Below are 26599 nucleotides of genomic sequence, written 5' to 3'. Positions count from 1 at the left end.
TGAAGCTATCGGGCCGAGCGGGCGGCTTCGGCGCGGGAGATGATGGACCGGGCGTGGTCCGCCGAATCGCCGGCGGGCCGGACGGGGCCGGACGCCGGCACGGCGGACAACTGCCGGGCAATCGAGTCGATGCTCGGCGAAAAATCCCAGAAACCGTCGAGATCGCCAATGATCGTCCGGCTGAACCAGCCCGACATCGCCTGGATCAGCGCGCCATTCTCGGTGCAGCCGGGATGGCAGAGCCAGGCGACGGCGGGCGCGACCAGGTCGGCCGGCAGGTTGCGCTTCAGCGCCTCGGTGAATGCGGGTGGCCGCTCGCCGGCATCGACCATGCGGGTGAAGGCGCCGGGGCTGATCGCGTTGATCCCGATGTCGCTGCCGCGATGATCGGCGGCGAGCGAGGCGGTCAGTCCCTGGACCGCCGCCTTGGCGCTCGCATAGGCGGCGGTGCCCACGCCGCCATAGAGACCCTGGGTCGAGATCGTGTTGACGATGCGCCCGAAGCCCTGCGCCGCCATGTGCGGCAGCGCGGCGCGGCAGAGATTGTAGGTGCCGCCGAGATGGATGCGCCATGTCCGTTCGAAATCCGACAGGGTCGTCTCGGCGAAGGCGGCGGGCGGCAGGAAATTGCCGGCATTGTTGATCAGCGCGTCGATCCGCCCATGAACCTCGACGATCCGCGCGACCAGCGCGCCTGCTTCCCCGGGGTCGGCGACGTCGGACATATCCTCGCTGGCCATGCCGCCGGCGGCGCGGATCGCCTCGGCGACCTGGCGGGCGGGCAGCGGGGCGCGATCCGCATCGGCGATACCGGATCCCAGATCGTTGACGATGACATGCGCGCCCAGCGTGGCGAGATACCGCGCATAGCTTTCGCCCAGGCCGCGACCGGCGCCCGTGACGAGGACGACGCGCCCGTCCAGCCGTAGTTCGCCCGCAGCCATCCACCTCTCCTGTTGACCATAAACAATATGTTGTTAGGTTTTCTCTGTTGCAGGAGAATCTCGCCGATGACAACCACCCCCGTCGCTTATGCCAATGTCCGCGCCGCGGTCGATCATCCGATCGACAGGGTATGGCCGGTGATCGCCGATTTCGGCGGGCTGGCTGCCTGGGGGGCCGGCGTGACCGGCTGTACGCTGGAGGGCGAGGGGCCGGGCGCGGTGCGGTCCGTCTCGTTGGGCGACAGGATCGCCCATGAGCGGCTCGAGGCGATAGCGCCCGATCGGCACTGGCTGCGCTACCATATCGTCCCGCCGCACGCGATGCCGGCCGAGAATGTCTACAGCGATATCAGCCTAACGGCGATTGACACGAACCGGACTGAAATACTGTGGGTGTCCGAAGCGACCGGCTTCGGCATCCCGCCCGAGCAACTCGGTGCGCGGATCGAGGGTTTCTACAGCAGGTCGATCGAGGGGTTGAAGAAGCTGCTGGACGGGGCGTGAGCCTTTCGACGCGCTCGTTCAGCTCTGCACCGTCATGCCAGCGGACGCTGGCATCCATGTCTGTCCTCTCCTTGATGATGATCTTGGGTGAAGAGAGGCATGGATCCCAGCCTTCGCTGGGGCGACGCCGCTTTTACACGTCAGGCTGAACCTGTTTCAGCGTCCGCCGGGAGGTCGAGTTTTGTCCTCTGCGGTTCCTGCAGCAACGGCGGGGAAGGGCAGGGACCTCGCGCCCTAGACGTCCCTGATCCGGAACCCGCCGTCCACGTTCAGCGCCGTCCCCGTGACGAAGCTCGCCTCGCCCGAAGCCAGGAAGACCGCCGCGTCGCCGATCTCGCGCATGGTGCCGAGCCGGCCCATGATCCCCATCGCCGTCATCTTGGCGACCACGGCGGCGGGCTCGTCGGGCGCCACGGTCGCCGCATGCTGCCGCATCAGCGGCGTGTCGATGACGCCGGGGCAGATCGCGTTGCAGCGGATCGGCAGGCCGTGCTCGCCGCAGTGGAGCGCGATGCTCTCGGTCAGGCTCAGCACCGCCGCCTTGGAAGCGGAATAGGCGCATTGCGCCGCGCCCGTCCGCTGCCCGCGCGCCGAGGCGATGTTGACGATCGCGCCGCCGGTCTCCCGCATGGCCTTCACCGCCTGTTGGCAGCCGAGGAAGACGCTGAGCGCGTTGGTGTCCATCACGAAGCGCCAATCGGCCTCGCTGGCGTCCTCGATCGATCCGGTGCGACTCGTGCCGGCATTGTTGACGAGGATATCGACCCGCCCGAAGCGTTCCCGGAGCGCGCCAAACGCGGCGGCCCAGTCGTCCGCGCGGGTGACGTCGAGGCGGCGATAGAGGCTGTGCTCGCCCAGTTCCGCGTCCAACGCGCTACCGTCCTCGTCGAGGTCCGCGACCATTACCGAGGCGCCCTCCTCGAGGAAGCGCTCGACGATGCCCCGGCCGATCCCGCGCGCGCCGCCGGTGACGAGCGCGACCCGTCCGGCGAGGCGGCTCATCCCTTGCGCGGGGTGAAGCGGACCCGCAGTTCCTTGTAGCCGTAGAAGATGTAGCTCGGCACCATCTCGAACTCTTCCTGCAGGATTTCGATGTCGAAGCGGCGGAAGGCGCGGATGAAGAACTCGGTCAGCTCGGTGCGGGCGAGCATATGGCCGACGCAGAAGTGCAACCCCGGCCCGAACGCCATCGAATCGCGCAGATTGTGCCGATCCATGTCCGTGCCGAAGGGATCGTCCCAGTGGCGCGCGTCGACATTGGCGCCCGCGTGCATGATCCACAGCAGGTCGCCCTTGGCGATCTGCTGGCCATGCAGCTCGATATCCTCGCCGGCGAAGCGGGTCATGCACTTCACCGTGCCGGGATAGCGGAGCAACTCGGTCACCAGGTCGAAGGCGCGCTCCGGCGTCTCGCGCAGCGCCGCGGCAAGCTTGTCCTGACGGACGATCTGGACGAGCTGGGTCGCCAGGGTGTGGGCGGTGGTCTCGGCGCCCGCCACGACCATGCCGTGCAGCTGCGCCAGCATCTCGTCATTGTTGAGCTTGCTGAGTCCGTCGCGGGCATGGACCATCGTCGAGATCAGGTCGTCGCCGGGATTCTTCTCGCGCTCGGGGATGATCGCGTTGAACACGTCGTTCATCGTCCGGATGGTCTCGTCGAGCTTGAGCAACAGCTCGGGCGTGACGTTGGCGGCCGAGCTGGCCGAGGTGAAGTCGGACGCCAGCTTGAACAGCAGCGGCCGATATTCGTCGGGCAGCCCGAACAGGCGTTGCATCACGCGGGTCGGCAGGGCGGCGCTGACCGTCTTCATGAAATCGAACGTGCCGAGCCGCTCGCAGTCGTCGAGGATCTCGTCGATCACCTCGCCGATGAAGCCCTGCACGGTGCGGACGACGGCGGCGTCGAACGCCTTCAGCATCAGTACGCGGATGCGGGTATGGTCGCGGCCGTCGAGGCGGTTGACGATCAGGCCGGTGTAGAGGCGCACCGCCTCGAGCTGTTTCTGCAGCGCCTCGGGCATGCCGCGGAACAGCTGGTCGACGCGCGAGGCCGACAGGCGGCGATCGGCGAAGGCGGCGCGGACGTCGTCGTAGCGCGAAATGATCCAGCCGCCCTGGTTTCTGCTGAAGAAAACCGGGGCCTCCTCCTGCAGCCGGATCAGCGGCGTCCACGGATCGGCGAGGAAGGCCGGATCGGCGAAGCGGACGTCCTCGATCTCGCCGGCCAGCTCGTCCGTAGCTTCCTGTGCGCCCATGTGCCTCTCCTGGCTGTAAAGTCTTACAGCGATTGATAATGGGCTCTGTCCGATATTGGCAAGCGTTCATTTAGGACGCGCGTGCTGACCTATATTGCTGATGCCTATAAAATCATACGGCCATAGACATTCTGTCGCCGGGAGATATGCTGCCCGAAAAGGAGAGGAGAGCGTCATGCCCGATACCCTGTTGAGCCGGGTGCCCGTCGAGCAGCTGCCCGAGGATTTCCGTCGGCTGCGCGAGTCGAGCATCGCGGTCGCCGGCGATGGCGACCGGCTGGAGGTGTTCGGCAACCATCCGGCGCTCTATCGCTGGTACCAGTTCAACTTCTACGGTGCGGTCTTCCAGAACGGATCGCCGGACATGGTGCTCGACCAAAAGTGGAAGGAGTTGATCCGCCTCAAGCTGTCGCTGACCAACGGCTGCTTCGTCTGCAACGCCCACAACGTGCCCGCGGCGGCGGCGGCCGGCTACAGCCAGGCGCAGATCGATGCGATGGACGACGAGAACAGCCCGCTCTTCACGCCGCAGGAGCAGGCGGTGCTCGCGCTGGGCCGGATGTTCGCGATCGCCAACCCCGATCCGCTGCTGTCGCCCGAGCTGTACGGGCGGCTCTCGGCCTATTTCTCCGACGCCGAGATATTGGAACTCGGCTTCGTCGCGACGATCCTGAGCGGCTGGACCAAGCTGATCTTCGCCTATGACCTCGTCACGCGCGAATGCCCGATCGGCGACGCGTCGCGCACATCGACGCCGAGCCAGACGCATCTGACCTAGGGCGCGCATCATCTTTATCGTCATGCCAGCGGAGGCGGGACCTTTGCGTAAACGCCGTCCGCTTCCGTCATCCCGGCGAAAGCCGGGATCTCCCTTCTTTTTCGTCTTCTTACCAAAGGGCGGAAAGGCAGAGAGATCCCGGCTTTCGCCGGGATGACGATGAAGAGAATGCAGATGGGCTCTTACGCAAAGGGCCTAGACCCGCGTCCCCCAGGGGTGCAGCCGATAGAGCGGATCCTCGGGCTTCGGCGCGCCGCGGTTGGGCAGGTCGGCGTACCGGCCGCTGTCCCACACCGAATTGCCGGCGCGCTCATGATACCAGTCGAGCACCAGCGTCCGGTCGATGATCCGCCATTCCTCGCCGCGCTTCTCGTGCCGGTCGAGATAGCGGCCGCCGACGATCCGCTCGAGCCGTCCGCCGCCGTCCCCAGGGAAATCGTGGAAGCCCGAGAAATAGCATTCGGAGAAGGCCTTGCCCGGCCCGGTCAGGTCGACCCAGATGTTGGTGATGCGATGCTGGCTGATCACGCCGTCCATGAAGGGGAAGCTGTAGGCGATGAACGCCTCGACATTGCCCCGGAACACCGCATGGTCGTCGATCGCCTCGGGCCAGTAGACCCGGCGCATGAGATCGGCGTCGCGGCGGTCGATCGCGCGGCAATAGCCCAGCAGCACCTCGGTCACCGCCTGCTTGTCGATGAGCGCCTGGATGGCCGCGGCGGAGGGCTGGTCGGTCACTGTCTCTCCCTTTCGATTTTTGCGCTTGACCGCGCGAAGCTCTTCGTCGGATAGACAGTACCAATCACCGTTAGAAAAACAAGCGCGCCGACATGGCGCGGACCACGCGGGAGAGCAGCATGAACGCGGAAGAAACGGTGCTTGCCTTCATCGATGCCTGGAACCGGCTGGACGAGGATCGCATCTACGCCCTGATGGCCGACGACATCGTCTATCACAACATGCCGATGAAGCCGGTGACGGGCATTCCCGCGGTTCGGAAGGGCTTCGCCGCCTGGCCGGTCGATACGTGCGAATGGGTCGTCCTCAACATCGCCGCGCGCGGCAATGTCGTGCTGACCGAGCGGGTCGACCGCTTCACCCGCGGCGAGGACCGGATCACGATCCCGGTCATGGGCACGTTCGAGGTCGCCGACGGCAGGATCACCCATTGGCGCGATTATTTCGACATGGGCGCGATGAAGCCGGAGGCCCGCTAGGATGGACATGTCGGCTGGCCGGCCCCCGGAGCCCGCCTTGGCGGGGCGGGGGGAGGGCCATTATAAGTGGTATATCGCCGCGGTGCTGGGTCTCGCGCACACCGTCGCGATCATCGACCGCTTCGTGATGGTGCTGGTGACCGAGCCGATCCGCGCGGCGATGCACCTGAGCGACACCCAGCTCGGCATGCTGCAGGGCACCGGCTTCGCGCTGCTCTATTGCGGCTTCGCGATCCCGCTCGGGGCGATGGCCGATGCCACCAGCCGCCGCAACCTGATCGCCGTCGGCCTGGTCGTCTGGAGCCTCGCGACGATGGCGGCGGCGTTCACCACCTCGTTCGAGACGCTGTTCGCCACCCGCGTGCTGGTCGGGATGGGGGAGGCATGCCTGATCCCCGCCGGCATGTCGCTGCTGACCGCCTATTTCGCGCCGTCCAACCTCGCGCGCGGCACCGCGATCTTCGGGCTCGGGGCCAATTTCGGCTATGGCCTCGCCTTTCTGGGCGGCGGCGCGGTGCTCGCCGCGCTGGTGACGACGGGAGGGCTGGTGCTGCTCGGCGCCACGCTGCAGCCGTGGCAGGCGATTTTCCTGCTCGCCGGCCTGCTCGCGCTTCCCGTGCTGCTGATGCTCGCCTTCGTGCGCGAACCGCATCGCCCGCCGGTCGCCGGGCGCGGTCCCGGTCACCATGTCGCGGCCCAGCATGTCGCAGCCCAGCATGTCGCAGCGATGCGCGAGGGGCTCGGCTATATCCTCGCCCATCGGCGCAGCTATGCGCCCTTCCTGCTGGTCGGCGCGCTCACCGCCGTGACCGGCTATGCGGTGACCAGCTGGTCCTCCAGCCTGTTCGTGCGGATTCACGGCATGGCGCCCGCCGACGCGGGCAAGCTGATCGGCCTCATCGGCGTGATCGCCGGTCCGGTCGGAACGCTCACCGGGGGGTGGCTGCTCGATCGCCTGCGCGCGCGCGGCGTCGTCGGCGCGCCGATGGTGATCCTGGGCTGCGGATGCCTGATCGCGCTGAGCATGTCGGCGGCGGTCGGCTATGCCGCCAGCCTGCCGCTGGCGACGCTGTTCTTCTGCATCTTCATGTTCGGATCGACCTTCACCCTGCCGTCGCTCTACGTCGGCATGCAGATGCTGACGCCCGATCGCTATCGCGGCATCGCCGCATCGTTCAACATGATGATCTACACGCTGGCGGGGCTGGGGCTCGGCCCCACCGCGGTCGGCGCGATCAGCGACCGGTTGAGCGGCGGATCGGGCCTCGCCCACGCCGTGGTGATCGTCGAGGCGGCCATGGCGCTGCTCATCGTGCCGACCGCGTTCCTGGCCCGGCGCGCCTATCATGCTCGCTCACATGCTGTGGTCATGGCCTAACGCCTAATCACCGGTTTACATGGATAGAATCGGCCAATGGCATGAAATTACCTAATGCTGATTGACTTATAATAAATCATCGATAGGTTATTTCTCAAGGCGCTCGATTGAGGCGCCGGGACGATGCGGCTCCTTCGGGACCACGACCGCCGTTTTCGAGGGTAGGGGAGACCTGACAATGATCACCAAGACTATGCTTTTGCTGACGGTTGCCGCAGGCGCACCGTTCGCCGCCGCGCCGGCCCTCGCCCAGGTCGAGGCTCCGCAGGCCGCCGACCAGGCGGCGGACCAGGGTGGCTTCGGCGACATCATCGTCACCGCGCAGCGCCGCGAACAGCGGCTGCAGGACGTGCCCGTCTCGGTCACCGCGCTGACCGGCGAGGAACTGCAGGGCCAGGGCGTGACGTCGACTCACGACATCGCCCAGTCGATCACCGGCATGACGATCACCGAGAGCGGCGGCTATGTGCAGCCGTTCATCCGCGGCGTCGGTTCGACCGTCACCAACCTCGGCGAACCGGGCTCGGCGGCCTTCTACATCGACGGCGTCTACATGCCGACCGTCAACGGTCAGCTCTACCAGCTCGCCAATGTCGAATCGATCCAGGTCCTGAAGGGCCCGCAGGGCACGCTGTTCGGCCGCAACGCCAACACCGGCGCCATCATCATCACCACCAAGCAGCCGCAGTTCGATCCCGCCGGGTCGTTCAGCGCCAGCTATGGCAACTACAACTCGTTCATCGGCAGCGGCTTCGTGACCGGCCCGGTCAGCGACAAGATCGCCGTGTCGCTGGCGGGGAATTACGATCGCCACGATGGCTGGTTCAAGAACAGGAACCAGGCGGTGAACGGCCTGGGCAAGCGGGTCGGCGATTCCAAGCGCTGGACGGTTCGCGGCAATGTGCTGATCAGGGCGACCGACGCGCTCGACATCACCCTGTCGGCCGATGCGATGGACATCAACGATGCCAGCCCGATCATCCTGCAGCCGATCGACCGGTATCAGGGCTATGTCCCCGGTGCGGTGCTGCCGACCGGTCCCTATGATTATATCGGCAACGAGAAGATCGGCTACAAGGTCGAGCAGCAGGGCGCTTCGGCCAAGCTCGACTGGGATCTGGGCGGCATCAAGCTGGTCTCGACGACCGCCTACCGCCATTATGAAAACCACTCGATCAACTATGACTCGGACACGACCCCGTTCCGCTACTCGAAGATCGACAACAACGACGTCGGCAATAATTTCACCCAGGAACTGTTGCTGAACTCGGACAACGACAGCAATTTCTCCTGGGTGCTCGGCGGCTTCTACCTGCGCCAGAACGGCAAGCTCGATCCGCTGTACGTCCAGTCGGGTACGACGCTGACGACGATCGCCGTCCAGCAGATCACCGACGCCTATGCGGGGTTCGCCGACGGCACCCTGACGCTCGGCAAGTTCGAGCTGACCGGCGGCATCCGCTACAGCTACGAGAAGAAGGTGATCACAGGATCGCTGAACGGGATCCAGCGGCTCGATCATGTCAAGGCGAGCTGGGACGCGATCACGCCGCGCGGCGTGATCGCCTATAAGCCCAATGGCGACATCATGCTCTACGGAAGCTTCTCGAAGGGCTTCAAGAGCGGCGCCTTCAACGCCAACGCCCTGTCGCGGGTGCCGATCGATCCGGAAAAGGTCGATGCCTATGAAGTGGGCGGCAAGTTCACCCTCGGCCGCGGCTTCAACGTCAACGTCGCGGGCTTCCACTACAAGACCAAGGACCTGCAGGTGCAGGCGCTCAATCCGACCACCAACCTGATCGAGCTGCGCAACGCCGCATCGGTGAAGTCGGACGGCGTCGATCTCGACATCGTCTTCGCGCCGACGCGCAAATGGTCGATGAAGATCGGCGCCTCCTATCTAAAGGCGAAGTTCTCGCGCTTCACCAATGCGCAGCTGTTCCTGCCGGTCCCGGGCGGCGACGGCCGCAACGCCTCGACCATCATCGACGTGACCGGGCGTCGCAACGTCCGCTCGCCCGACTGGACGTTCAACTGGGCGGTCGACTACACGATCGACCTGCCGGGCGGCGGTACGCTCGTTCCCTCGGGCAACGTCTATTACTCGTCCAAGTTCTACTGGACGGTCGACAACCGCATTTCCGAGCCGCAGCATGTCGTGATCAACGCCAGCCTCACCTGGAACCTGCCCGGCGATCGTTTCTCGGTCGCGGCCTTCGGCCGGAACATCACCGACGAACTGCGCTTCCGCAATGTCTCCGCATCGGCGCAGGCCGACCGGCGCGCGGCGGACGAACCGGCGCTCTACGGCGTCCGCGTCTCGTACAAGTTCTGATCGACACGGGGCGGGGATCCCGGGGATCCCCGCCCGCCTTTTGCTGGGACGCCGGTGCGGTGAACAATTCGACACGCCCGATCGACCATCACAGCGCGGCGTTCGCGCACGACCATCTCGACCTCTATCGCGACGCGCGGGCGCATTGCCCGATACTCCGTTCGGATGCCCATGGCGGCTTCGCGATCCTGACCCGCTACGCCGACAACCGCGCCGCGCTGCGCAACCATGAAGCGTTCGCTTCGGGCCGTTTCCGCTCGGGCGAGCGGCTCGATGGCGGAGTCGCCATCCCGCCCAACGGCATGCGCATCGGCATGATCGAGATGGACGGGGATGAGGCGCGTCTGTTGCGCGCGCTGTTGCAACCCTGGTTCACCATCGCCGCGGTCGAGGCGGCCGCCCCGCGCATCGCCCAGATCTCCGCCTGGCTGATCGACCGGATAATCGCGCGCGGCGCGTGTGATGTGGTCGAGGATATCGCCAAGCCGATGCCGTCGCTGCTGATCCTCGACATCCTCGGCCTGCCGCTCGACCGCTGGCGGGATTATGGGCGGGTGCTGCACGAAGCGGTTGCGAAGAGCAGCGGTTCGATCGACGGGCTGCGCTGGCTGGCCGACGACCTGCGCACCAGCGTCGCGGAACGGCGCTGCCATCCGGAAGGCCTGATCGCCGCGCTGGCGGCGGCCGAGGTCGACGGCCGGCCGCTCGGCGACGCGATGGTCTGCGAACTGGCGATGATGCTGCTGTTCGGCGGGACCGACACGACGATCGCGGCGATCGGCCATGCGCTCCGCCACCTGACCGAGCATCCCGACGACCGCCGGCGGCTGATCGAGCGGCCCGCGCTGATTCCCGCCGCGGTAGAGGAAATATTGCGTCTCCATTCGCCGAGCACCGGCGTCGCGCGCACCGTCACCGCCCCGGTCGAGATCGGCGGCGAGCGCTTCGAGCCGGGCCAGCGTGTGCTGTGCGCGATCAATTCGGCCAATCGCGACGACGGCGTCTTCGCCGACGGCGAGGCGTTCGACCTCGATCGCCCGAAGCGCCCGCATCTCGCCTTCGGCTGGGGCGCGCATGCCTGCCTCGGGCAGAATCTCGCACGGGCCGACCTGCGTATCCTGCTGGGCGAGATACTGGCGCGCATGCCCGACTTCGCCGTCGATGTCGCGGCGAGCGAGCGCTACGCCAGCATCCCGCTGGTCAACGGCCATGCCCGGATGCCGATGCGTTTCACCCCCGGCGAGCCGCGCTCGCCTGTCGGAGACGGCCTGCCGGTCCTCACCGCAGCGCGGCTCCGGCCGGTTCCGAAGGACCATGGCCATGACGATGAGCGATGACTGGATCGAGCTGCTCGCCCTGGTCGCCCGCTATTCGCGTGGGCTCGACACCAGGGACTATGATCTGTTCCGATCCTGCTTCGTCGATCCGATCCATGTCACCTACGACGTATCGACGGCAGGGGTGCCGGCGGACCGGCTGACCTTCCGGACCATCGACCGGCTGGTGGCGGAGTCGCGCCGCATCCATGCGCCGCTGCACCGGATCATGCACCGCAACACCAACCAGAGCTTCGCGATCGAGGGCGACCGGGCGACGGGTCGGGTCTATGTCGATCTGTTCCAGGTGCGGTTGCAGGACCGGCAGCAGCCCGAGACGACCCATCATCTCGGCTGGTACGACGATGTCTACCTGCGCACCGCCGATGGCTGGAGGATCTCCGAGCGTCAGTATGTGACCAACTGGAGCGAAGGCGCCTGGATCGGCGCGGCGGCCTGAGCGGCCGGCCTCCGCCGGCATGGCGAGGAGGCCGGACGATGACAATATAAGCCGATTGTCTGGATGGCCTTCGCCCGATCATCCCGGTACGCCTCGCTCCATGAGCACGTCCGGCCACCATCATGTCCCGATCCGCCACCTGCTGCTGGCCCTCGCGGTCGTCCTGGTCTGGGGCACCAACTTCACGGTTATCCGGGTCGCGCTCGACGAACTGCCGCCGCTGCTGTTCGCGACGCTGCGCTTCCTTTTCGCCCTGCTGCCGGCCGCCTTCTTCATCCGCAAGCCGCCGGTGTCGTGGCGGTCGCTCGCGGCGTACGGCATGCTGATCGGCGTCGGCCAGTTCGGGCTGCTCTATATCGCGATGGACGGCTTCATCTCGCCGGGGCTCGCCTCGCTCGTCGTCCAGAGCCAGGTCTTCTTCACCATCGTCATGGCGATGATCTTCGGCAAGGAAAAGCTCCGTCCGTTCCAGATCGTTGCCCTGGCGCTGTCGACCCTGGGGATCGTCGTCATCGTCGAGCATGGCGACGCCAGCGCGACGCTGTTCGGCCTTTTCCTGACCCTGCTCGCGTCGATGAGCTGGGGCGTGGGCAATCACGTCGCCAAGGCGAGCGGCGCTACCAACATGCTGGCCTTCGTCGTCTGGGCCAGCCTCTTCGCGGTCCCGCCGCTGTTCGTCGCGGCGCTGGTGATGGAAGGCTGGCCCGCGATCAGCGGGGCGATCCTCCATGCCGGGCCGACCGCCTGGGCGGCGGTGCTGTGGCAGTCGGTCGGCAACACCATGTTCGGCTATGCCGCCTGGGGCTGGCTGCTGGCCCGCCATCCGGCGGCGGCGATCACCCCGACGGCGATGCTGGTACCGATCGTCGGCATGGCCACCTCGGCGCTGGTGCTGGGGGAGGCGCTGCCCGGCTGGAAGATCTGGGCGGCCGTGCTGGTGATCGGCGGCCTCGGGCTCAACGTGCTCTGGCCGCTCGCGGCCCGGCTGCCGGGTTTCCCGTGGCGGCGCGGGGCGGGCGCCTGATCCGGTCCGGCGCTACATCGCCAGCATCCAGGCGGCCATCGCCACCATCATCACATTTTCCAGCATCGACACGAAACCGAGGGGCACGTTCGACGAGCCGCCGACGCAGGCGCATTTGATCGACCGCCTGTCGATATAGACCGCCTTGAACACAGATATGGCGCCGACGCCGCCGATGAACAGCGCGACCGGCGCGGCCAGCCAGGTCAGCACACCCGCCGCCATCATCACGCCCGCCAGCCCCTCGGCGAAGGGATAGAGGCTGGCATAGGGCACCCAGCGGCGCGCCAGCAGGTCGTAATTGAGGAACATCGTCGCGAAGCGCCCGATATCCTGGAGCTTGAGCAGGGCCAGCACGCACATGCTGAAGGCGATGAACCATATCGCCGCCTGCGCCGTAAAAGGCGATCCGAAGGCGGCCATGCTCGTCGCCGCCGCCATCAGCGCGGTCATCGCGAACAGGGCGATCACCGGGCGGTAGCTGGTCGCGCCCGGCTCGGCGACCTTCAGCCCGAAATGGCGGCGCAGGTCGTCATGGCCGCCGATCCGCCGGCCGTCGATGAAGGTCTGCGGCGTCGTCTCGACGCCGTGCGCCGCCTTGAACGCGTCGGTTTCCGCGCGGGTCTCGAGCCGATGATCCTCGACGTCGAAGCCCTGGCTGCGCAGCAGGTGCAGCGCCTTCAGTCCATAGGGGCAGACATGGTCGGGCATTACCATGCGGTAGAGGACGGCGGTGGGCCGGTCGGCGGCGGTCATGGTCGTTCCTTCGGTTGATCCAGCGAGGATGCACCCCATTTAGGGGCCGTACCATGGTACGGTTGCAAGAGGTGGCGGGCGGATGGTTTCCGGGCTGACGATTTCGGGGCTGGCCGGCGCCGGCGGGGTCGGGGTCGAGACCGTCCGCTATTATCAGCGGCGCGGCTTGCTGGCCGAACCATCGCGTCCCGCCGGATCGGGCATGGCGGGCGGTATCCGCCGTTATGATGCGGAGGACGTCCGTCGGCTGCGCTTCATCCGTTCGGCCCAGGCGGCGGGCTTCACGCTCGGCGAGATCGCCGAGCTGCTCGCGCTCGATGCCGGGGAGGACCGGCACCGCGCCCGCTTCCTGGCCGAGAGGCGGATCGAGGCGATCGATGCCGAGATCGCGAAGCTGCAGCAGGCGAGAGAGGCGCTGCGCCGCTTGGCGGGCGACTGCGCGTCGACCAGCGACGGGCCGTGCCCGATCCTGACCGCGTTCGACGGCTGACCATCCTGCCATCCACTATTGAGAGGTGGCCACAAGCCCTTGTCATGACGTTGAAAGATGGCTGTCGAAACGGCCATCAGGGTTTTGTGGATCCCGTCTTCTCGACCGCCAGCTTCTCGTCGAGCAGCTGTTCGTGGCGATCGGCGTAGGCGCGGCAGGACGACCGATCGATGAAGGGATTGGGCTTCGGCTGCCGCACGAACGCACCGAAGCTGGCACCGCCGTCCGACGGTTCGGGATGGGCGCTCAGCAGAATGGTGCAGGGTTGCGCCCGCATCTTCGCGAAGCTGGCGCGGAAAGCGTCGACCGTGCCGCGGTGCGCGGGATCGGAGAAGCGATAGCCGGGCGCCGCCACCGGATTGAGACTCGACGCGAAGACGATGTCGGCGCACGCGCCGTCCTCGCAGCTCCGCCAGCGCCAGCTCATCGATCCGGCGGTGTGCCCCGGGGTCGCCACCGCCGTGACCCTCACGTCGCCCAGCCGCAATGTCTCGCCGTCGCCGACGGGGCGGACCTTCCGCACCGGCGGGAAGAAGGGAAGCCAGGCGATCTGCGGATCGTCGGCGCCGCTTCGTCCGGCGCGCAAGGCGTCGGCCGCCGGCACGCTCGCAACAATTGTGGCGCCGCTGTCGCGTTCGAGCGCGGCGAGGCCGCCGGCATGGTCGTAATGCGGCTCGGTGCTGAGGATCAGCTTCACGTCCTTGAGCGCGAAGCCGAGGCTGCGGATGTTCGCCTCGATCGCGCGCACGCCCTGTGGCACGCCGCCGTCGATCAGGATCAGGCCCGCATTGGTGTCGATCAGCGCGATGTTGAGGCCGCCGAAGCCCACCACATAGGTGTTGCCGAAGATGCGGGTGGCGGGCTGCGGGGTGAGCCAGCGCCGGGCGAAGTCGGGCTCTATCGGCGTTAGCAGCGGGTCCTCGCTCGTCACCGCTGCCATTACCATCGTCGCCGAAACCAGAGTCAGGCTCATGCCCAGCCCGATCGTCCTGTGCATCGCACCTCTCCTCCGAATGTCGGGAAAATCGAATGTCGGTGAAAAAGTGGCGGGATTTGCGCGGGTCGACAAAGCATCATTGCTCGACGGAGCCATGAATCCCATTCATGTCTTTGCCATGGAAAGAGCCCAACTGCCGCTTAACGCGCTGCGCGCCTTCGAGGCTGCGGCGCGTCACCTCAACTTTACCCGCGCCGCGATCGAGCTGTGCGTCAGCCAGGGTGCGGTCAGTCACCAGGTCGCCCAGCTCGAACGGCGGCTGGGCATGGCTCTGTTCCGACGCCTGCCGCGCGGCCTCGCGCTCACCGACGAGGGACAGGCGCTGGTGCCGGTGGTGGCGGAGGCGTTCGACCGGATGGGGGCGGTGCTCGATCGCTTCGCCGCCGGACGGATGCGCGAGGTGTTGACCGTCGGCGTGGTCGGCACCTTCGCGGGTGGCTGGCTGCTCGACCGGATATCGGGCTTCACCCAGGCGCATCCGCATGTCGATCTGCGCATCATGACCAACAACAACCGCGTCGATCTGGCGGGCGAAGGCCTCGACCTCGCGATCCGCTTCGGCGATGGCGCCTGGCATGGCATTCACGCCGATCCGGTGATGGTGACCCCGCTCACCCCGCTCTGCTCGCCGGCCATGGCCGAACGGATCGGCGGCGATCCGGCGGCGCTGGCGCGCGAGATTCTGCTCCGCTCCTATCGCGCCGACGAATGGCCGCGCTGGTTCGCGGCGGTGGGGGCGGCCTGTCCGCCGCTGCGCGGGCCGGTGTTCGATAGCTCGACCCTGATGGTCGCGGCGGCGATCGCGGGGCATGGCGTGGCGCTGGCCCCGGCGGCGATGTTCGGGAAAGACCTGCTCGACGGCCGGATCGTTCGGCCCTTCGCGGCCGAGATCGCGACCGGCCGCTATTGGCTGGCCCGGTTGATGTCGCGGCCGGACAGTCCCGCCATGGCGGCCTTCCGCGACTGGCTGCGCGCGGAGGCGAGCTGCGGGGTGGACTGAGCCGGCGGGTGCTTGACTCTCCCCCATCGGGAGAGGGTATAAGAACATAAAGAGAACATGAGTGAGTCGAACACCATCATGGCCGCCCTTCGCGCGCGTATCGGCGCGATCGAGGGGCCGAGGCCTGCCGAAGGGGCGTTGTTCGCGCTGGGCGCGAAGGGGCTCGACGCGCAGCTCGGCGGCGGCTTGCCCAGGGGGCGGCTGCACGAGCTGTTCGCGGCCGAGGCGGACGATCGCGGGGCGCTGGCCGGTATCGCTCTGATGCTGGCGATGCGCATCGGGGGCGGAGGCAAGGGCGGCCCGCTGCTCTGGCTGCGGCAGGACGGCGGGGTGAGGGCGGGGGGAGGACTCTACGGGCCGGGGCTCGCCCATCTGGGCTTCGATCCGTCACGGCTGATCGAGATCGTGGCGCCCGATGAGGCGGCCTTGCTGCGTGCGGCGGGCGATGCGGTGCGCTGTCCCGAGGTAGCGGCCCTGCTGATCGAGCCGTGGAAGGCGTCGCGCGGCCTGGACCTGACGGCCAGCCGCCGGCTCGCGGTCGCGGCGGAGAAGTCGGGGGTGACGGTGCTCCTGCTCCGTGCCGAGGCCGAGCCGGGCCCCAGCGCCGCCTATAGCCGCTGGCGGGTACGGGCGCTGGCCTCCGCGCCGCTGGAGGCGGGGGCGCCCGGCCATCCGGCGATAGGGATTGAATTGCTGCGCCATCGTGGGGGGCTCGAGGGCCTGAACGCATGGCTGGAGTGGAACCGTGACGAGCACAGCTTCCAGGACGCGCCGCTATCTGGCGCTGTTCTTCCCCTTTCTGCCGGCCGACCGGCTGGCGCGGGCGATCCGCATCGGGGGACGGGCGACGCCAGCGTCGCTGGCCGGCTTTCCGCCTGACGCGCCCTTCGCGCTGGTCGAGAAGCAGAAGGGGGCGATGCGCCTCGCCGCCGTCAACCGCGCCGCCCTCGCCCTGGGAATGGTGCCGGGCCTCAGCCTCGCCGACGCGCGCGCCCGCCTCCCCGACCTCGGTATTGCCGATCACGATCCAAGGGCCGACGCCCGCTTCCTCGAACGGATCGCCGACGGCTGCGATCGCTACACGCCGATGGTCGCGCTCGATCCGCCCGACGGGCTGCTGCTCGACATCAGCGGTTGCGCGCATCTGTTCGGCGGGGAGGCGGGACTGCATGACGATCTGGCCGGGCGGCTCGAACGCCTCGGGCTGGAGCTGCGGTCGGCGCTGGCGGATACGCCCGATGCCGCCCATGCGCTCGCGCGCCATGGCGGGGATCGTCCGATCGAAGCTCTGCCGGTCGAGGCGCTGGGCCTCGATGGGGAGGAAAGCACGGCCCTGCGCCGCGCCGGGCTCAAGCGGCTCGGCGATCTGGAGGCGCGGCCGTCGCGGCTTCTCGCCGCACGCTTCGGCGAGGAAGCGTCCGACCGGCTGGAGCGGATCGCGGGCCGGCGCGACATCCGCATCACCGCGCGCCGGCCCGAACCCGCGCTGATGCTCGAACGGCGCTTCGCCGAACCGATCGGGCGCACCGAGGCGGCGCTCGCGGCGATCGGCGACCTCGTCGGCCAGGCGGCGCGGCGGATGGAGGAGGCGCATCGCGGCGGCCGCCGTTTCGAGGCGCAGCTGTTCCGCACCGACGGCATGGTTCGCGCGCTGCGGATCGAGACGGGGCTGCCGGTCCGCGACGTCAAGCTGGTCATGCGGCTGTTCGACGAACGGCTGGAGGCGCTCGCCGATCCGGTCGATCCCGGCTTCGGCTTCGATCTGGTGCGCCTGTCGGTGCCGCTGTTCGAGCCGCTCGCACCGCTCCAGCTGTCGCTCGAAGGCGGCGCGATCGCCGAGGGAGAACTGGCGCAGCTGCTCGACCGGCTGTCGACCCGGCTGGGGCGCAACCGGGTGCGGCGGCTGGCTCCGCGCGACAGCCATGTCCCCGAGCAGGCGACTTTTCTCTTTCCCGCGATCGAGGGCGGCCCGGCGGAAGACTGGCCCGAACCGGAGCCCGACGAGCCGCCGCTGCGCCCGACCCATTTGTTCGATCCCCCCCAGCCGATCGAGGTGGTGGCGGGCGTTCCCGACGGTCCGCCGCAACGTTTCCGCTGGCGGCGCGAGCTGCACGAGGTGACCTTGGCCGAGGGGCCCGAACGGATCGGCGCGCTGTGGTGGCGGCGCACCGACAATGCCGGGCTCAGCCGTGACTATTACCGGGTCGAGGACGGCAAGGGCCGCCGTTTCTGGCTGTTCCGCCTGGGTCTCTACGGCCGCGAGGCGAAGAGCCCCGCCTGGTATATCCACGGGATGTTCGCATGAGCGCGCCGGACGCCCCCTTCGTCGAGATGGCCGCGGCGACCAACTACAGCTTCCTGCGCGGTGCCTCGCCGGCGGAGGACATGGTCGCGGCGGCGATCGCGGCGGGCCATGCGGGGATCGGCATCGCCGACCGGAACACCGTGGCGGGGGTGGTGCGGGCCTGGAAGGCGCTGCGGGATGCCCGCGAACAGGCGCGGGAGGACGGGCTTCCCGATTTCGCGTTCAAGCTGGCGACCGGGGCTCGGCTCGTCTTCGCGGACGGTACGCCCGACATCATTGCCTATCCCGCCACCCGCCACGGCTGGGGACGGCTGACCCGGCTGCTGACCGTCGGCAACCGCCGCGCGATCAAGGGCGATTGCATCCTGTTCCTCGACGACCTGCTCGGCCATCTCGACGATCTGCTGCTGATCGTGATGCCGGGCGGGGAGGGGATGACGTTGGGCGAGGAGGGCGCGCGCCTCCACCCCAGCTGGGAGGGCCCGATCAAAAAAAGTAAAAAAACGGACGAGCAACCCCATGCACCCGGAACTGACGCCGATTTTCCCCCGTCACCCCAGCGAAGGCTGGGGTCCATGGCTCTCGTCGCGATCGATGGCCTTCGGGTGGACGAGCCGTCTGCCGGCGCTTCATCCTCGGGGGCATTGCAAGCGGTAACAGGCATGGATCCCGGCCTTCGCTGGGATGACGGAGTGAAGAGGACGCTTTCTCTCCTCAAGCAAGCCGCGCCCGATCGTGTCTGGCTGGGTTTGTCCATGCCCTATTCCGGCCGCGACCGTCGCCGCCGGTCGAAGCTGGCGAGGATCGCGGCCGAACGGTCGGTCCCCCTCCTCGCGACCAACGACGTGCTGTACGCCACGCCCGACCAGCGCCCGCTCCACGACATCGTCACCTGCATCCGGCTGGGCCTGAAGATCGACCAGGCGGGGACGAAGGTCGCCGCCAATGCCGAACGCCACCTGAAACCCAGCAAGGAGATGGCACGCCTGTTCGGCGATTATCCGGAGGCGCTGGCGGAGGGTATTCGGCTGCTCGACCGGATCGGCTTCGACCTGGGCGACCTGCGCTACGAATATCCCCACGAACCGGTTCCCGAGGGCCAGACGCCCCAGGGGTGGCTCGAGCATCTGGTCCGGAAAGGCATCACCTGGCGCTATGGCGACACACCCGACCGGAAGGTGCTGGATCTCGTCGAAACCGAGCTGAAGCTCGTCCGCCGCGAGCAATATGCCTATTATTTCCTGACCGTCCACGATGTGGTGCGGCATGCACGGGATCTGAAGATCCTCTGTCAAGGTCGTGGATCTGCAGCGAATTCGGTGATCTGCTATGTGCTGGGGATCACCGAGGTAGACCCCGTCGCCAACAAGCTGCTCTTCTCGCGCTTCATCTCCGAGGATCGCAAGGAGCCGCCCGACATCGACGTCGATTTCGAGCATGAGCGGCGCGAGGAGGTGATGCAATATGTCTTCAATCGCTACGGCCGCCACCGCGCCGGCATCGCCGCGACCGTCATCCACTACCGGCCGCGCAGCGCGGTGCGCGAGATCGCGAAGGTGCTGGGGCTCAGCGAGGATGTCGCGGCCAAGCTGACCTCGACGATCTGGGGCAGCTACGCCGCCCAGATGGAGGACAAGCGCTTCCACGAGACCGGCTTCGATCCCGGCAATGTCGAGATCGGCCGGCTCAACATGCTGGTCGCGCAATTGCTGACCTTCCCGCGCCATCTGTCGCAGCATGTCGGCGGCTTCGTGCTGACCGAGGACCGGCTCGACGAGACGGTGCCGATCCACAATGCCGCGATGGAGGACCGGACCTTCATCGAATGGGACAAGGACGATATCGACGCGCTGAAGCTGATGAAGGTCGATATCCTCGCGCTCGGCATGCTGACCTGCATCCGCAAGGCCTTCGCGCTGATCGATACGCATATCGGCAGGCAATATACGCTGGCGAACATCCCGCCCGACCAGGGCGACGTCTACGACATGCTGTGCAAGGGCGACAGCATCGGCGTCTTCCAGGTCGAGAGCCGCGCCCAGATCAACATGCTGCCGCGCCTCAAGCCGCGTGAGCTCTACGATCTCGTCATCCAGGTCGCGATCGTCCGGCCGGGGCCGATCCAGGGCGGCATGGTCCACCCCTATCTGCGGCGTCGGCAGGAGCTGGAGCCGGTGGTCTACCCTTCGCCGGGACCCGATCATGACCCGGATGAACTGCGCGAGGTGCTGGGCAAGACGCTGGGCGTGCCATTGTTCCAGGAACAGGCGATGAAGCTGGCGATCGTCGCGGCGGGCTTCAGCGATGCCGAGGCCAACCAGCTACGCCGCGCGATGGCGACCTTCCGCAACGTCGGCACCATGCCGAAGTTCGAGCGCAAGATGGTCGAGGGCATGGTCGACCGCGGCTATCCGCGCGATTTTGCCGAACGCTGTTTCGAGCAGATCAAGGGCTTCGGCAGCTACGGCTTTCCCGAAAGCCACGCCCAGTCCTTCGCGCTGCTGGTCTATGCGTCCTCCTACATCAAGTGCCGCTATCCGGCGGTGTTCGCCTGCGCGCTGCTCAACGCGCAGCCGATGGGCTTCTACGCGCCCGCCCAGATCGTCCGCGACGCGCGCGAACATGGCGTCGAGGTGCGGGCGGCCGACGTCAACCGCAGCGGCTGGGACAACGGCCTGGAGGACGGGCACCCGCATCTCGCCCTGCGCATCGGCCTGCGCCAGCTCGACGGCTTCCGCGAAGCCTGGGCCGATGCGATCGTCGCGGCGCGCGGGCAGGGCGCCTTCACGAGCATCGAGGAATTGGCGCGCCGGGCGACGCTGCCGCGCCGCGCGATCCGCCTGCTCGCCGATGCCGATGCGTTCCGTTCGCTGGGGCTCGACCGGCGGACCGCGCTATGGGAGGCGCGGCGGACCCCCGATGGCGAATTGCCGCTGTTCGCCGCCGCCAAGGCGCGCGAACTGGGCGAGGAACCCGACGCGATGCTGCCGGCCATGCCGCTCTCCGAACATGTCGCGGCCGACTATCAGCTGACCCGGCTGTCGCTCAAGGGCCATCCGATGCAGTTCCTGCGCGAGACGTTTCGGCGCGAGGGGGTGCTGAGCTGCCGCGAGGTTTCGGAGGCGAGGAACGGCCGGCGGGCCAAGGTCGCCGGGGTCGTGCTGGTGCGCCAGCGGCCGGGGGAGGGCAAGGCGATCTTCATCACCCTGGAGGACGAGACCGGGATCGCCAACGTCCTGCTATGGGCGCGGACCTTCGAGGTGCAGCGGCGGCAGGTGATGGCGTCGCGGCTGATGGTGGTGGAGGGCGAGATCCAGAAGAGTCCCGAGGGGGTCGTCCACCTGATGGGCGCGATCGTCCATGACCGCACCGCCGAGCTCGACCGGCTGTCCGAGGATCATCGCGCCGAGATCGAGCTGGCGCGCGCCGATGTGTTCGAGCATCCGCAGCCGCCGCGCCACCATGTCCCGCGCGGCAGCCATCCGCGCGACGTCCGCATCCTGCCGAAGTCGCGCGATTTCCATTGAGCGCCCTTTGGGACCTGCCGTTCCGGCGAGGCGATGCTCCGGGCCGCAGCGACCGGCCGATGCCCGTGGCCGCCTATTTGCTTTCGAAGAAATCGCCCGGCGGCAGGCCGGCGCGCAGCCCCTCCGGGCTCTGCAGCCATTGCAGCGCGGCCTTGTCCCCGCCCAGCGTCGCGTACCAGAAGGCCAGGGTCGTGGCGATCACGGTGTTGCGGATATGCGGGGTGGGCTCGCCGTTGAGCGTGGTGCGGAACAGCTGGCCCGCGAACATCTCATGCGTGCCGTCCTTCAGCACCAGCAGATATTTCTCGCCCGGCGGCATCATGCGGAAGGGCTGTTGCCGCTGGAGCGCGGTGATCGGCGTGACGAAGGGCACCGCGTCGGCCGTCCCGGTGATCGACAGGAAGGGAATGTGGATCGTCGCGAAGGCGCTCTCGGGCGATCCGGTGAGCGGCGGCGAGGGGCTGAGGCCCACGGCCGCGCGCACCCGGGGATCGCTGAGCGGCGGCTCGATCCGGGTCGGGAAGCTCTGCCCCGCGATCGCCTGGACGGTCTGGGCGCCGAAGCTGTGACCGGCGACGCCGATCCGGCGCTGGTCGATCCGCTGCAGGTCGCACGGTCCCTCCAGCAGGCGCCGGCCGAGCTCGCCGATCACGAACTGGATGTCGCGCGCGCGCGCCACCAGCTGCTCGCCATTGAGCGCCGACTTGAAGCCGGGCTTGCCGAAGATCGCGCTGTCGGTGCCCTGATGCTGGATGTTGACCACGGCGAAGCCGCCCTCCGCCCAGGCATGCGCCCAGATCGTGCCCGCGTCGAGCGAGCCGCCCAGCCCATGGCTGAACAGGATGACGCCGACCTTCTCGCGCCCGGCCGGCATGCGGATGCGCACCGGGATCGACCGGCTGCGCGTGGCGTCGAGCCACACGCCTTCGCACAAGGTGATCGGCGACGCCGCATGGGCCGTGCCCATGGCGAACAATGACGTGAAGATTGCGGCGATCGACGTTCCCAGGCGCATCGTCGGCTTGGTGGCGCAAATCGGCGCGGCTGGCCAGTCCCCGAAACGAAAAAGGGGCCCCGCTTGCGCGAGGCCCCTCTCCGGGATTTTCCTGCGATCAGAAGGAGAAGCGGACGCCGACGCGGATCGCGTAGAGCGACTGGCTCGAGTAGACCGTGTCGGTCGGCTGGGTGAAGCTCGAATATTGATATTGGGCGCAGGTCTGCGTCGAGCTGGTCGCCTTGGTCCCCTGGCCGTTGGCATTGCCAGGCGTCGTCAGGCAGGCGACGCGGATCGGTGCCGAGGTGTAGGGGAAGGCATATTCGCGGATCTGGCCCCACTTCTTGTTGATCAGGTTGGTGAAGTTCTCGACGTCCGCGAAGAAGGTCACCTTCGAGTCGCCCAGCCCCGTCGGCACTTCCTGCGACAGGTGCAGGTCGAAGCGGGTGAACCATTTCGAGTTGAACTTGTTGCGCGGCGCGATCTTGCCCTGATATTTCTCCAGGCCCGATGTGCGGACGAAGTTCTCGAACGCCGCCTGGGTCGCCGCCGAGTCATAGGAGACGAGCGGATCGCCGCCGATCTTGGGCACGTAGAGCAGGTAGCGCGAACCGCTGCCGACCGTGCCGAACACCGGGCTGCGGCCCGAAGCCGGGTCGAACATGGTGTAGCTGTACGGCCGGCCGATGCGGGTTTCACCGAACAGCGATATCGTGGTCTTGTTGTCGCCGAAGAACGCCCGCTCGAACGACAGGTTGTACTTGATGTTGTACTTCACCTGGTCGTTGGAGATGCCGTAGGCGGCGCCGTTCGCGTCGAGGAAGCCGCCATTGCCATAGTTGGACGAAGCGGTCGACGAGGTCGCCGGCGCCTGGTCCTTGACGTCCTGATAGGTGAAGCGGATGCCGGCCGAGAGACCGAAATCCCAGTCCTTGTCGAGGCGGGCGACGGCGATGTAGCTGCGGCCCTTCTTTGTGTTGGTCAGATAATAGTCGGCGTTGCCGTCGTTGAAGCCGAGCAGGCCGTTATAGCGCTGGCGGCCGTCCGGGGTCAGCGAGCCGGCGACCGGCACCGAACGCAGGTCGGTGAAGAACACCTGGTTGCGGACCTTCGAATAGAGCAGGTCGACACCGAACTGCCAGTCGTCGCCGAGCGGGCCGAGTTGGGCGCGATAGTCGAACGACACGGTGGCGCGCCATTGCGACGGGATCTTGAAGTTCGGATCCAGCGCATTGGTGGTCGCGGCCGGGATGATCGAACCGTTGGCGATATACTGGTTCACCGCGTCGCGGATCATGGTGCCGTCGACACCGATCAGGGCGGCGCTGCCGACGGTCGCGGCGGCTGCGCCGGTCAGGTTGGGCACGTTGAAGCCGCCGTTATTGCTCATCCGGATCAGCTGGGTATTGCTCAGGATGCCGGTGTTGGAGAAGCTGTTCGACACGTAGACGTCGGGTGCGCCGCCGCCGAAGATGCCGCCGCCGCCGCGCACCGACAGCCGCGGCGACGGCTTCCAGTCGAAGCCGAGGCGCGGCTGCAGCAGGCTGCGGCCGTTCAGGTAGGAAATATTGTTGAAGCCGTAGCGGTTCAGGAAGTTGATGTTGAACGCCGGCCGGCTCTCACCCCCGTACAGGTCGTAGCGCAGGCCATAGGACAGGCTGAAGGTCGGATCCGGGCGCCACGTATCCTGCAGGCCGAAGGTGTAGGTCTGATAGCTGAACCGGGCGGCGGCATCGTCCGGATCGAGCGACGGGATGGCGTTCTGATATTGCAGGCTCTGGGCGTTGCCCGCCTGGAAGTCGGCGATCGAGTCGAAATAATAATTGCCGGCGGTGTTCTGCAGGAAGGCGTTGAAGACCTTCACGTTCGAATATTCGGTGAAGGCGCGGATGTCGTGGTCGCCCCTGGTCAGGCGCGCCTGGAAGGATCCGCCGAAAGTCTTGGTGTTGAGCGCGTTGGTCTGGCGCGAATTGTCCGGGCCGATCGACACGATCGGAACGCCGGCGGGGCAGCCCGTCGCCTCGGTGGTGCCGGTCGGCGAGGCGGCGGTGCCGCGATCCGAGGTCGGCGCGGTGCAGACCCGGAACTGGGCGAAGCCGCGCCCCATCAGCGGATCCTGCAGGCGGACATATTTCTTGTAGAAGCCCCGCGCTTCGGTCGAGAAATCGTCCGACCAGTCGGAGTTGAGCTGGACTACGCCGGTGTGCAGCTTGTTGCCCTGGATATAGGCGTTCGACGAGAGGCCGAGACCCGGGGCGGCGGTGCCGCTGTTGACGTTGTTCGTCAGGTAGATCTGGTCCTTCGCATAGGCGTAGGTGACCGAGAGGCGCTGCGTTTCGGACAGGTTGGCGTCGAGCTTGGCGACCAGGCGGTCGTCCTTGTCGCCATTGGTGTCGAGCACCCCGCCGGCGTCGTAATTATAGCGGTTCTTGGCGATGCTGACGACGTCGTCGACCATCGCCTGGGTCAGGTTGGGAATGGCGATGCCGGCATTGTTGTCGCTGGGCCCTTCCGAGATCGGGCGCGGCGCGCGGATGCGCTCGCCGGCAACCATGAAGAACAGCTTGTCCTTGATGATCGGACCCGACAGCTCGGCGCCGTAATTCTTGTACTTGAAGTTCGGCAGGGTGACCTTGCCGGTCGGCACGCCCGGGCCCTTCTTGGTCTTCTTGCCGCTCAGCTCGTCCGACGAATAGGCGTAGAAACCGGTGCCCTGGAAATCATTGGTGCCCGAACGCAGCACGATGTTGATCACGCCTCCCTGGAAATTGCCTTCGCGGACGTCATAGGGGGCGACCTTGGTCTGGAACTGGCCAACGGCGTCCAGCGGGATCGGCGAACGGCGGCTCGGCAAGCCGTCCGGGTTCAGGCCGAAATTGTCGGTGATCGGCACGCCGTCGACGGTGAAGCGGTTGAAGCGGGCATTCTGACCCGCGAAGGAGACGGCACGGCCGCCCGAGGGGGTGTCGTCGAGGCGGGCGAAGGGGTCGCGGCGCATCAGGTCGCGGATGTCGCGGTTGATCGTGGCGACCTGCGCGATGTCGGCGGTGGTCAGGACCGTGGCCGGACCCTGCGAGACGGTGCGGGCATTCTTGATGCTGCTCGCGGTGACGATGATTTCCTGGCCGCCCTGCTCGGCGAGCTCGACGGGCAGCGAATAGGGCTGGCCGATGACGGTGTTGATGTCGGTGACCTGCGCGGTCGGATAGCCCGGCGCCTTCACGACGACCGTGAAGGGGCCGCCGATGCGCAGGCCGTTGGCGTTGAAGCTGCCCGAGCTGTCGGTGGTCAGCGTCGACCGCGTGCCCGACGGCACATGGGTGATGGTCACGGCGGCGCCGACGACGGGCGCGCCGTTGGCGGTGACGTTGCCCTGGATCGCCGAGGTCGTTTCCTGCGCGAAGGCCGGAGCGCTCGCGACGATGGCCACGGCGATCGCACCGGCGGCGCAGCCGAGATTCAAGTTACGCATGTGTAGATCCCCTTTTTCGCACCTGGCGATAGACGTCGTTGTGCGGTGCACAAAAAACGTTGCCGATGACGCCCGTCATCGCCTTCGTCTTGTGTCCCTGGCCGTGCTGTTATGCCCCGTTCGTTACCGTTCTATGGCGGTTGGTTCAACGGAGGTTCATAGTTTCAACGATGTCAGGAAATGGCCGAAAATCGCGCTGCACTGCGGGTAAAGTACGTATGTGGAGCGAAATGAATCGGCCGGATCTGGCCACATGCGACCCGAATCGCCGGTCGCGCCGATCCCGGAACCGGCGCGACCAGGGGGCGGCGTCAGACCGCCAGCCTGGTGGTGAGCTTGACCTCTTCGAGCACGGCATAGGTCCGCGTCTCGCGCACGCCCGGCATCGCCGTCAGGATGTCGCCGAGGAAGCTGCGATAGGCGGCCATGTCCGACACGCGGACCTTGAGCAGATAGTCGAACCCGCCCGCGACCATATGGCATTCCATCACCTGCGGTACCCGCCGGACATGTTCGGAAAAGGCGGTGAAGACATCGTCGGTGGTGCGGTCGAGCAACACTTCGATGAAGATCATCAGCGCCTGGTCGAGTTTCGCCGGGTCGAGCAGCGCGGTATAGCCGGTGATGACGCCGCGCTCCCGCAGCCGCTTCACCCGGTCGAAGCAGGCGGCGGGGGAGAGGCCGCAGCGCTGGGCCAGCGCCTGGTTGGTGATTCGTCCGTCCTCCTGCAGCGCGCGCAGCAGGCGGCGATCGGTTTCGTCGATCGGAACATGCTTCGGCTCAATGCTCATCCCGGGAGGATTCCTTCGTCTGCGAGGCGAATAATATGAAGCACATTCGGCATCGA

At 67.2% G+C, this 26599-nt stretch carries 22 protein-coding genes; 13 read left to right on the top strand and 9 right to left on the bottom strand.

The genetic code is table 11. The annotated features are described in order from the left end of the window. Positions 1-5: 5 nt before the first annotated feature. Positions 6-944 carry an SDR family NAD(P)-dependent oxidoreductase gene (locus ASE22_RS03150; RefSeq protein ID WP_056354822.1) on the bottom strand — a complete coding sequence of 313 codons (939 nt, stop codon included), beginning with the start codon at positions 942-944 and terminating at the stop codon, positions 6-8. A gap of 66 nt (positions 945-1010) precedes the next feature. On the opposite strand from ASE22_RS03150, the gene ASE22_RS03145 reads away from it, so the two are divergent. After that, on the top strand, positions 1011-1448 hold the full coding sequence (locus tag ASE22_RS03145; RefSeq protein WP_056354820.1) for an SRPBCC family protein: 438 nt from the start codon (positions 1011-1013) through the stop codon (positions 1446-1448). 234 nt (positions 1449-1682) lie between these two features. Here the strand turns inward: ASE22_RS03145 and ASE22_RS03140 are convergent, their stop codons facing one another. Next, positions 1683-2450: an SDR family NAD(P)-dependent oxidoreductase gene (locus ASE22_RS03140; RefSeq protein WP_056354817.1), complete on the bottom strand. Its 768-nt coding sequence runs from the start codon at positions 2448-2450 to the stop codon at positions 1683-1685. Further along, positions 2447-3703: a cytochrome P450 gene (locus ASE22_RS03135; RefSeq protein ID WP_056354813.1), complete on the bottom strand. Its 1257-nt coding sequence runs from the start codon at positions 3701-3703 to the stop codon at positions 2447-2449. The genes ASE22_RS03140 and ASE22_RS03135 overlap by 4 nt, the downstream gene beginning before the upstream one ends. Before the next feature lie 175 nt (positions 3704-3878). Between ASE22_RS03135 and ASE22_RS03130 the strand changes: the two genes are divergently transcribed. Then, on the top strand, positions 3879-4481 hold the full coding sequence (locus tag ASE22_RS03130) for a carboxymuconolactone decarboxylase family protein (protein WP_056354809.1): 603 nt from the start codon (positions 3879-3881) through the stop codon (positions 4479-4481). A 195-nt stretch (positions 4482-4676) separates the two neighbouring features. On the opposite strand, the gene ASE22_RS03125 is transcribed toward ASE22_RS03130, so the two are convergent. After that, positions 4677-5219 carry a nuclear transport factor 2 family protein gene (locus tag ASE22_RS03125; protein WP_056354806.1) on the bottom strand — a complete coding sequence of 181 codons (543 nt, stop codon included), beginning with the start codon at positions 5217-5219 and terminating at the stop codon, positions 4677-4679. 119 nt (positions 5220-5338) lie between these two features. Between ASE22_RS03125 and ASE22_RS03120 the strand changes: the two genes are divergently transcribed. The 6 genes from ASE22_RS03120 to ASE22_RS03095 all read left to right on the top strand — a co-directional run bounded on the left by ASE22_RS03120 (position 5339) and on the right by ASE22_RS03095 (position 12211). Then, positions 5339-5698 carry a limonene-1,2-epoxide hydrolase family protein gene (locus ASE22_RS03120; RefSeq protein ID WP_056356267.1) on the top strand — a complete coding sequence of 120 codons (360 nt, stop codon included), beginning with the start codon at positions 5339-5341 and terminating at the stop codon, positions 5696-5698. 37 nt (positions 5699-5735) lie between these two features. Continuing rightward, a complete protein-coding gene (locus ASE22_RS03115; protein ID WP_235536517.1) occupies positions 5736-7076 on the top strand; it encodes an MFS transporter in 1341 nt (446 codons plus the stop codon). Between the two features lie 178 nt (positions 7077-7254). Continuing rightward, the gene (locus ASE22_RS03110; protein WP_056354800.1) at positions 7255-9411 is read left to right on the top strand and encodes a TonB-dependent receptor; all 2157 of its coding nucleotides are present in this window, start codon (positions 7255-7257) and stop codon (positions 9409-9411) included. A gap of 59 nt (positions 9412-9470) precedes the next feature. Further along, positions 9471-10748, top strand: coding sequence for a cytochrome P450 (locus tag ASE22_RS03105; protein ID WP_056354797.1), 1278 nt, complete (start codon positions 9471-9473; stop codon positions 10746-10748). Beyond that, a complete protein-coding gene (locus ASE22_RS03100; RefSeq protein WP_056550236.1) occupies positions 10732-11187 on the top strand; it encodes a nuclear transport factor 2 family protein in 456 nt (151 codons plus the stop codon). The genes ASE22_RS03105 and ASE22_RS03100 overlap by 17 nt, the downstream gene beginning before the upstream one ends. A 100-nt stretch (positions 11188-11287) precedes the next feature. Continuing rightward, positions 11288-12211, top strand: a complete 924-nt coding sequence (locus ASE22_RS03095; protein ID WP_056354790.1) for an EamA family transporter — start codon at positions 11288-11290, stop codon at positions 12209-12211. Positions 12212-12223: 12 nt separating this feature from the next. Here ASE22_RS03095 and ASE22_RS03090 read toward each other — a convergent pair whose 3' ends face one another. Continuing rightward, complete coding sequence (locus ASE22_RS03090; protein ID WP_056354787.1) at positions 12224-12967, bottom strand: MauE/DoxX family redox-associated membrane protein; 744 nt, start codon at positions 12965-12967, stop codon at positions 12224-12226. An 82-nt stretch (positions 12968-13049) separates the two neighbouring features. Between ASE22_RS03090 and ASE22_RS03085 the strand changes: the two genes are divergently transcribed. Next, on the top strand, positions 13050-13457 hold the full coding sequence (locus ASE22_RS03085; RefSeq protein ID WP_056354785.1) for a MerR family transcriptional regulator: 408 nt from the start codon (positions 13050-13052) through the stop codon (positions 13455-13457). A 76-nt stretch (positions 13458-13533) separates the two neighbouring features. Here ASE22_RS03085 and bla read toward each other — a convergent pair whose 3' ends face one another. Continuing rightward, positions 13534-14454, bottom strand: a complete 921-nt coding sequence (gene bla / locus ASE22_RS03080; RefSeq protein WP_056354782.1) for a subclass B3 metallo-beta-lactamase — start codon at positions 14452-14454, stop codon at positions 13534-13536. A 118-nt stretch (positions 14455-14572) separates the two neighbouring features. On the opposite strand from bla, the gene ASE22_RS03075 reads away from it, so the two are divergent. Genes ASE22_RS03075 through ASE22_RS03065 form a run of 4 tightly spaced genes read left to right on the top strand, consistent with a single transcriptional unit; the run spans position 14573 to position 21286 of the window. Then, entirely contained in the window at positions 14573-15454 is an 882-nt protein-coding gene (locus tag ASE22_RS03075) for a LysR family transcriptional regulator (RefSeq protein ID WP_056356266.1), read from the top strand. A 57-nt stretch (positions 15455-15511) separates the two neighbouring features. After that, positions 15512-16333 (top strand): ImuA family protein, encoded by an 822-nt coding sequence (locus tag ASE22_RS26000; protein ID WP_082545711.1) that lies wholly within the window; start codon positions 15512-15514, stop codon positions 16331-16333. Beyond that, complete coding sequence (locus ASE22_RS03070; RefSeq protein ID WP_082545734.1) at positions 16233-17759, top strand: Y-family DNA polymerase; 1527 nt, start codon at positions 16233-16235, stop codon at positions 17757-17759. Before ASE22_RS26000 ends, ASE22_RS03070 begins: the two co-directional genes overlap by 101 nt. Continuing rightward, positions 17756-21286 (top strand): error-prone DNA polymerase, encoded by a 3531-nt coding sequence (locus ASE22_RS03065; RefSeq protein ID WP_056354776.1) that lies wholly within the window; start codon positions 17756-17758, stop codon positions 21284-21286. The genes ASE22_RS03070 and ASE22_RS03065 overlap by 4 nt, the downstream gene beginning before the upstream one ends. Positions 21287-21359: 73 nt before the next feature. On the opposite strand, the gene ASE22_RS03060 is transcribed toward ASE22_RS03065, so the two are convergent. The 3 genes from ASE22_RS03060 to ASE22_RS03050 all read right to left on the bottom strand — a co-directional run bounded on the left by ASE22_RS03060 (position 21360) and on the right by ASE22_RS03050 (position 26543). Continuing rightward, the gene (locus ASE22_RS03060) at positions 21360-22301 is read right to left on the bottom strand and encodes an alpha/beta hydrolase family protein (protein WP_056354775.1); all 942 of its coding nucleotides are present in this window, start codon (positions 22299-22301) and stop codon (positions 21360-21362) included. Positions 22302-22398: 97 nt separating this feature from the next. Further along, the gene (locus ASE22_RS03055; RefSeq protein ID WP_056354772.1) at positions 22399-25752 is read right to left on the bottom strand and encodes a TonB-dependent receptor; all 3354 of its coding nucleotides are present in this window, start codon (positions 25750-25752) and stop codon (positions 22399-22401) included. A gap of 311 nt (positions 25753-26063) precedes the next feature. Beyond that, complete coding sequence (locus ASE22_RS03050; RefSeq protein WP_056354769.1) at positions 26064-26543, bottom strand: Lrp/AsnC ligand binding domain-containing protein; 480 nt, start codon at positions 26541-26543, stop codon at positions 26064-26066. Positions 26544-26599: the final 56 nt, after the last annotated feature.

The organism is Sphingomonas sp. Root720 (assembly GCF_001428605.1).
Taxonomy (GTDB): domain Bacteria; phylum Pseudomonadota; class Alphaproteobacteria; order Sphingomonadales; family Sphingomonadaceae; genus Rhizorhabdus.
This window is presented reverse-complemented; position numbering and strand designations above follow the sequence as displayed.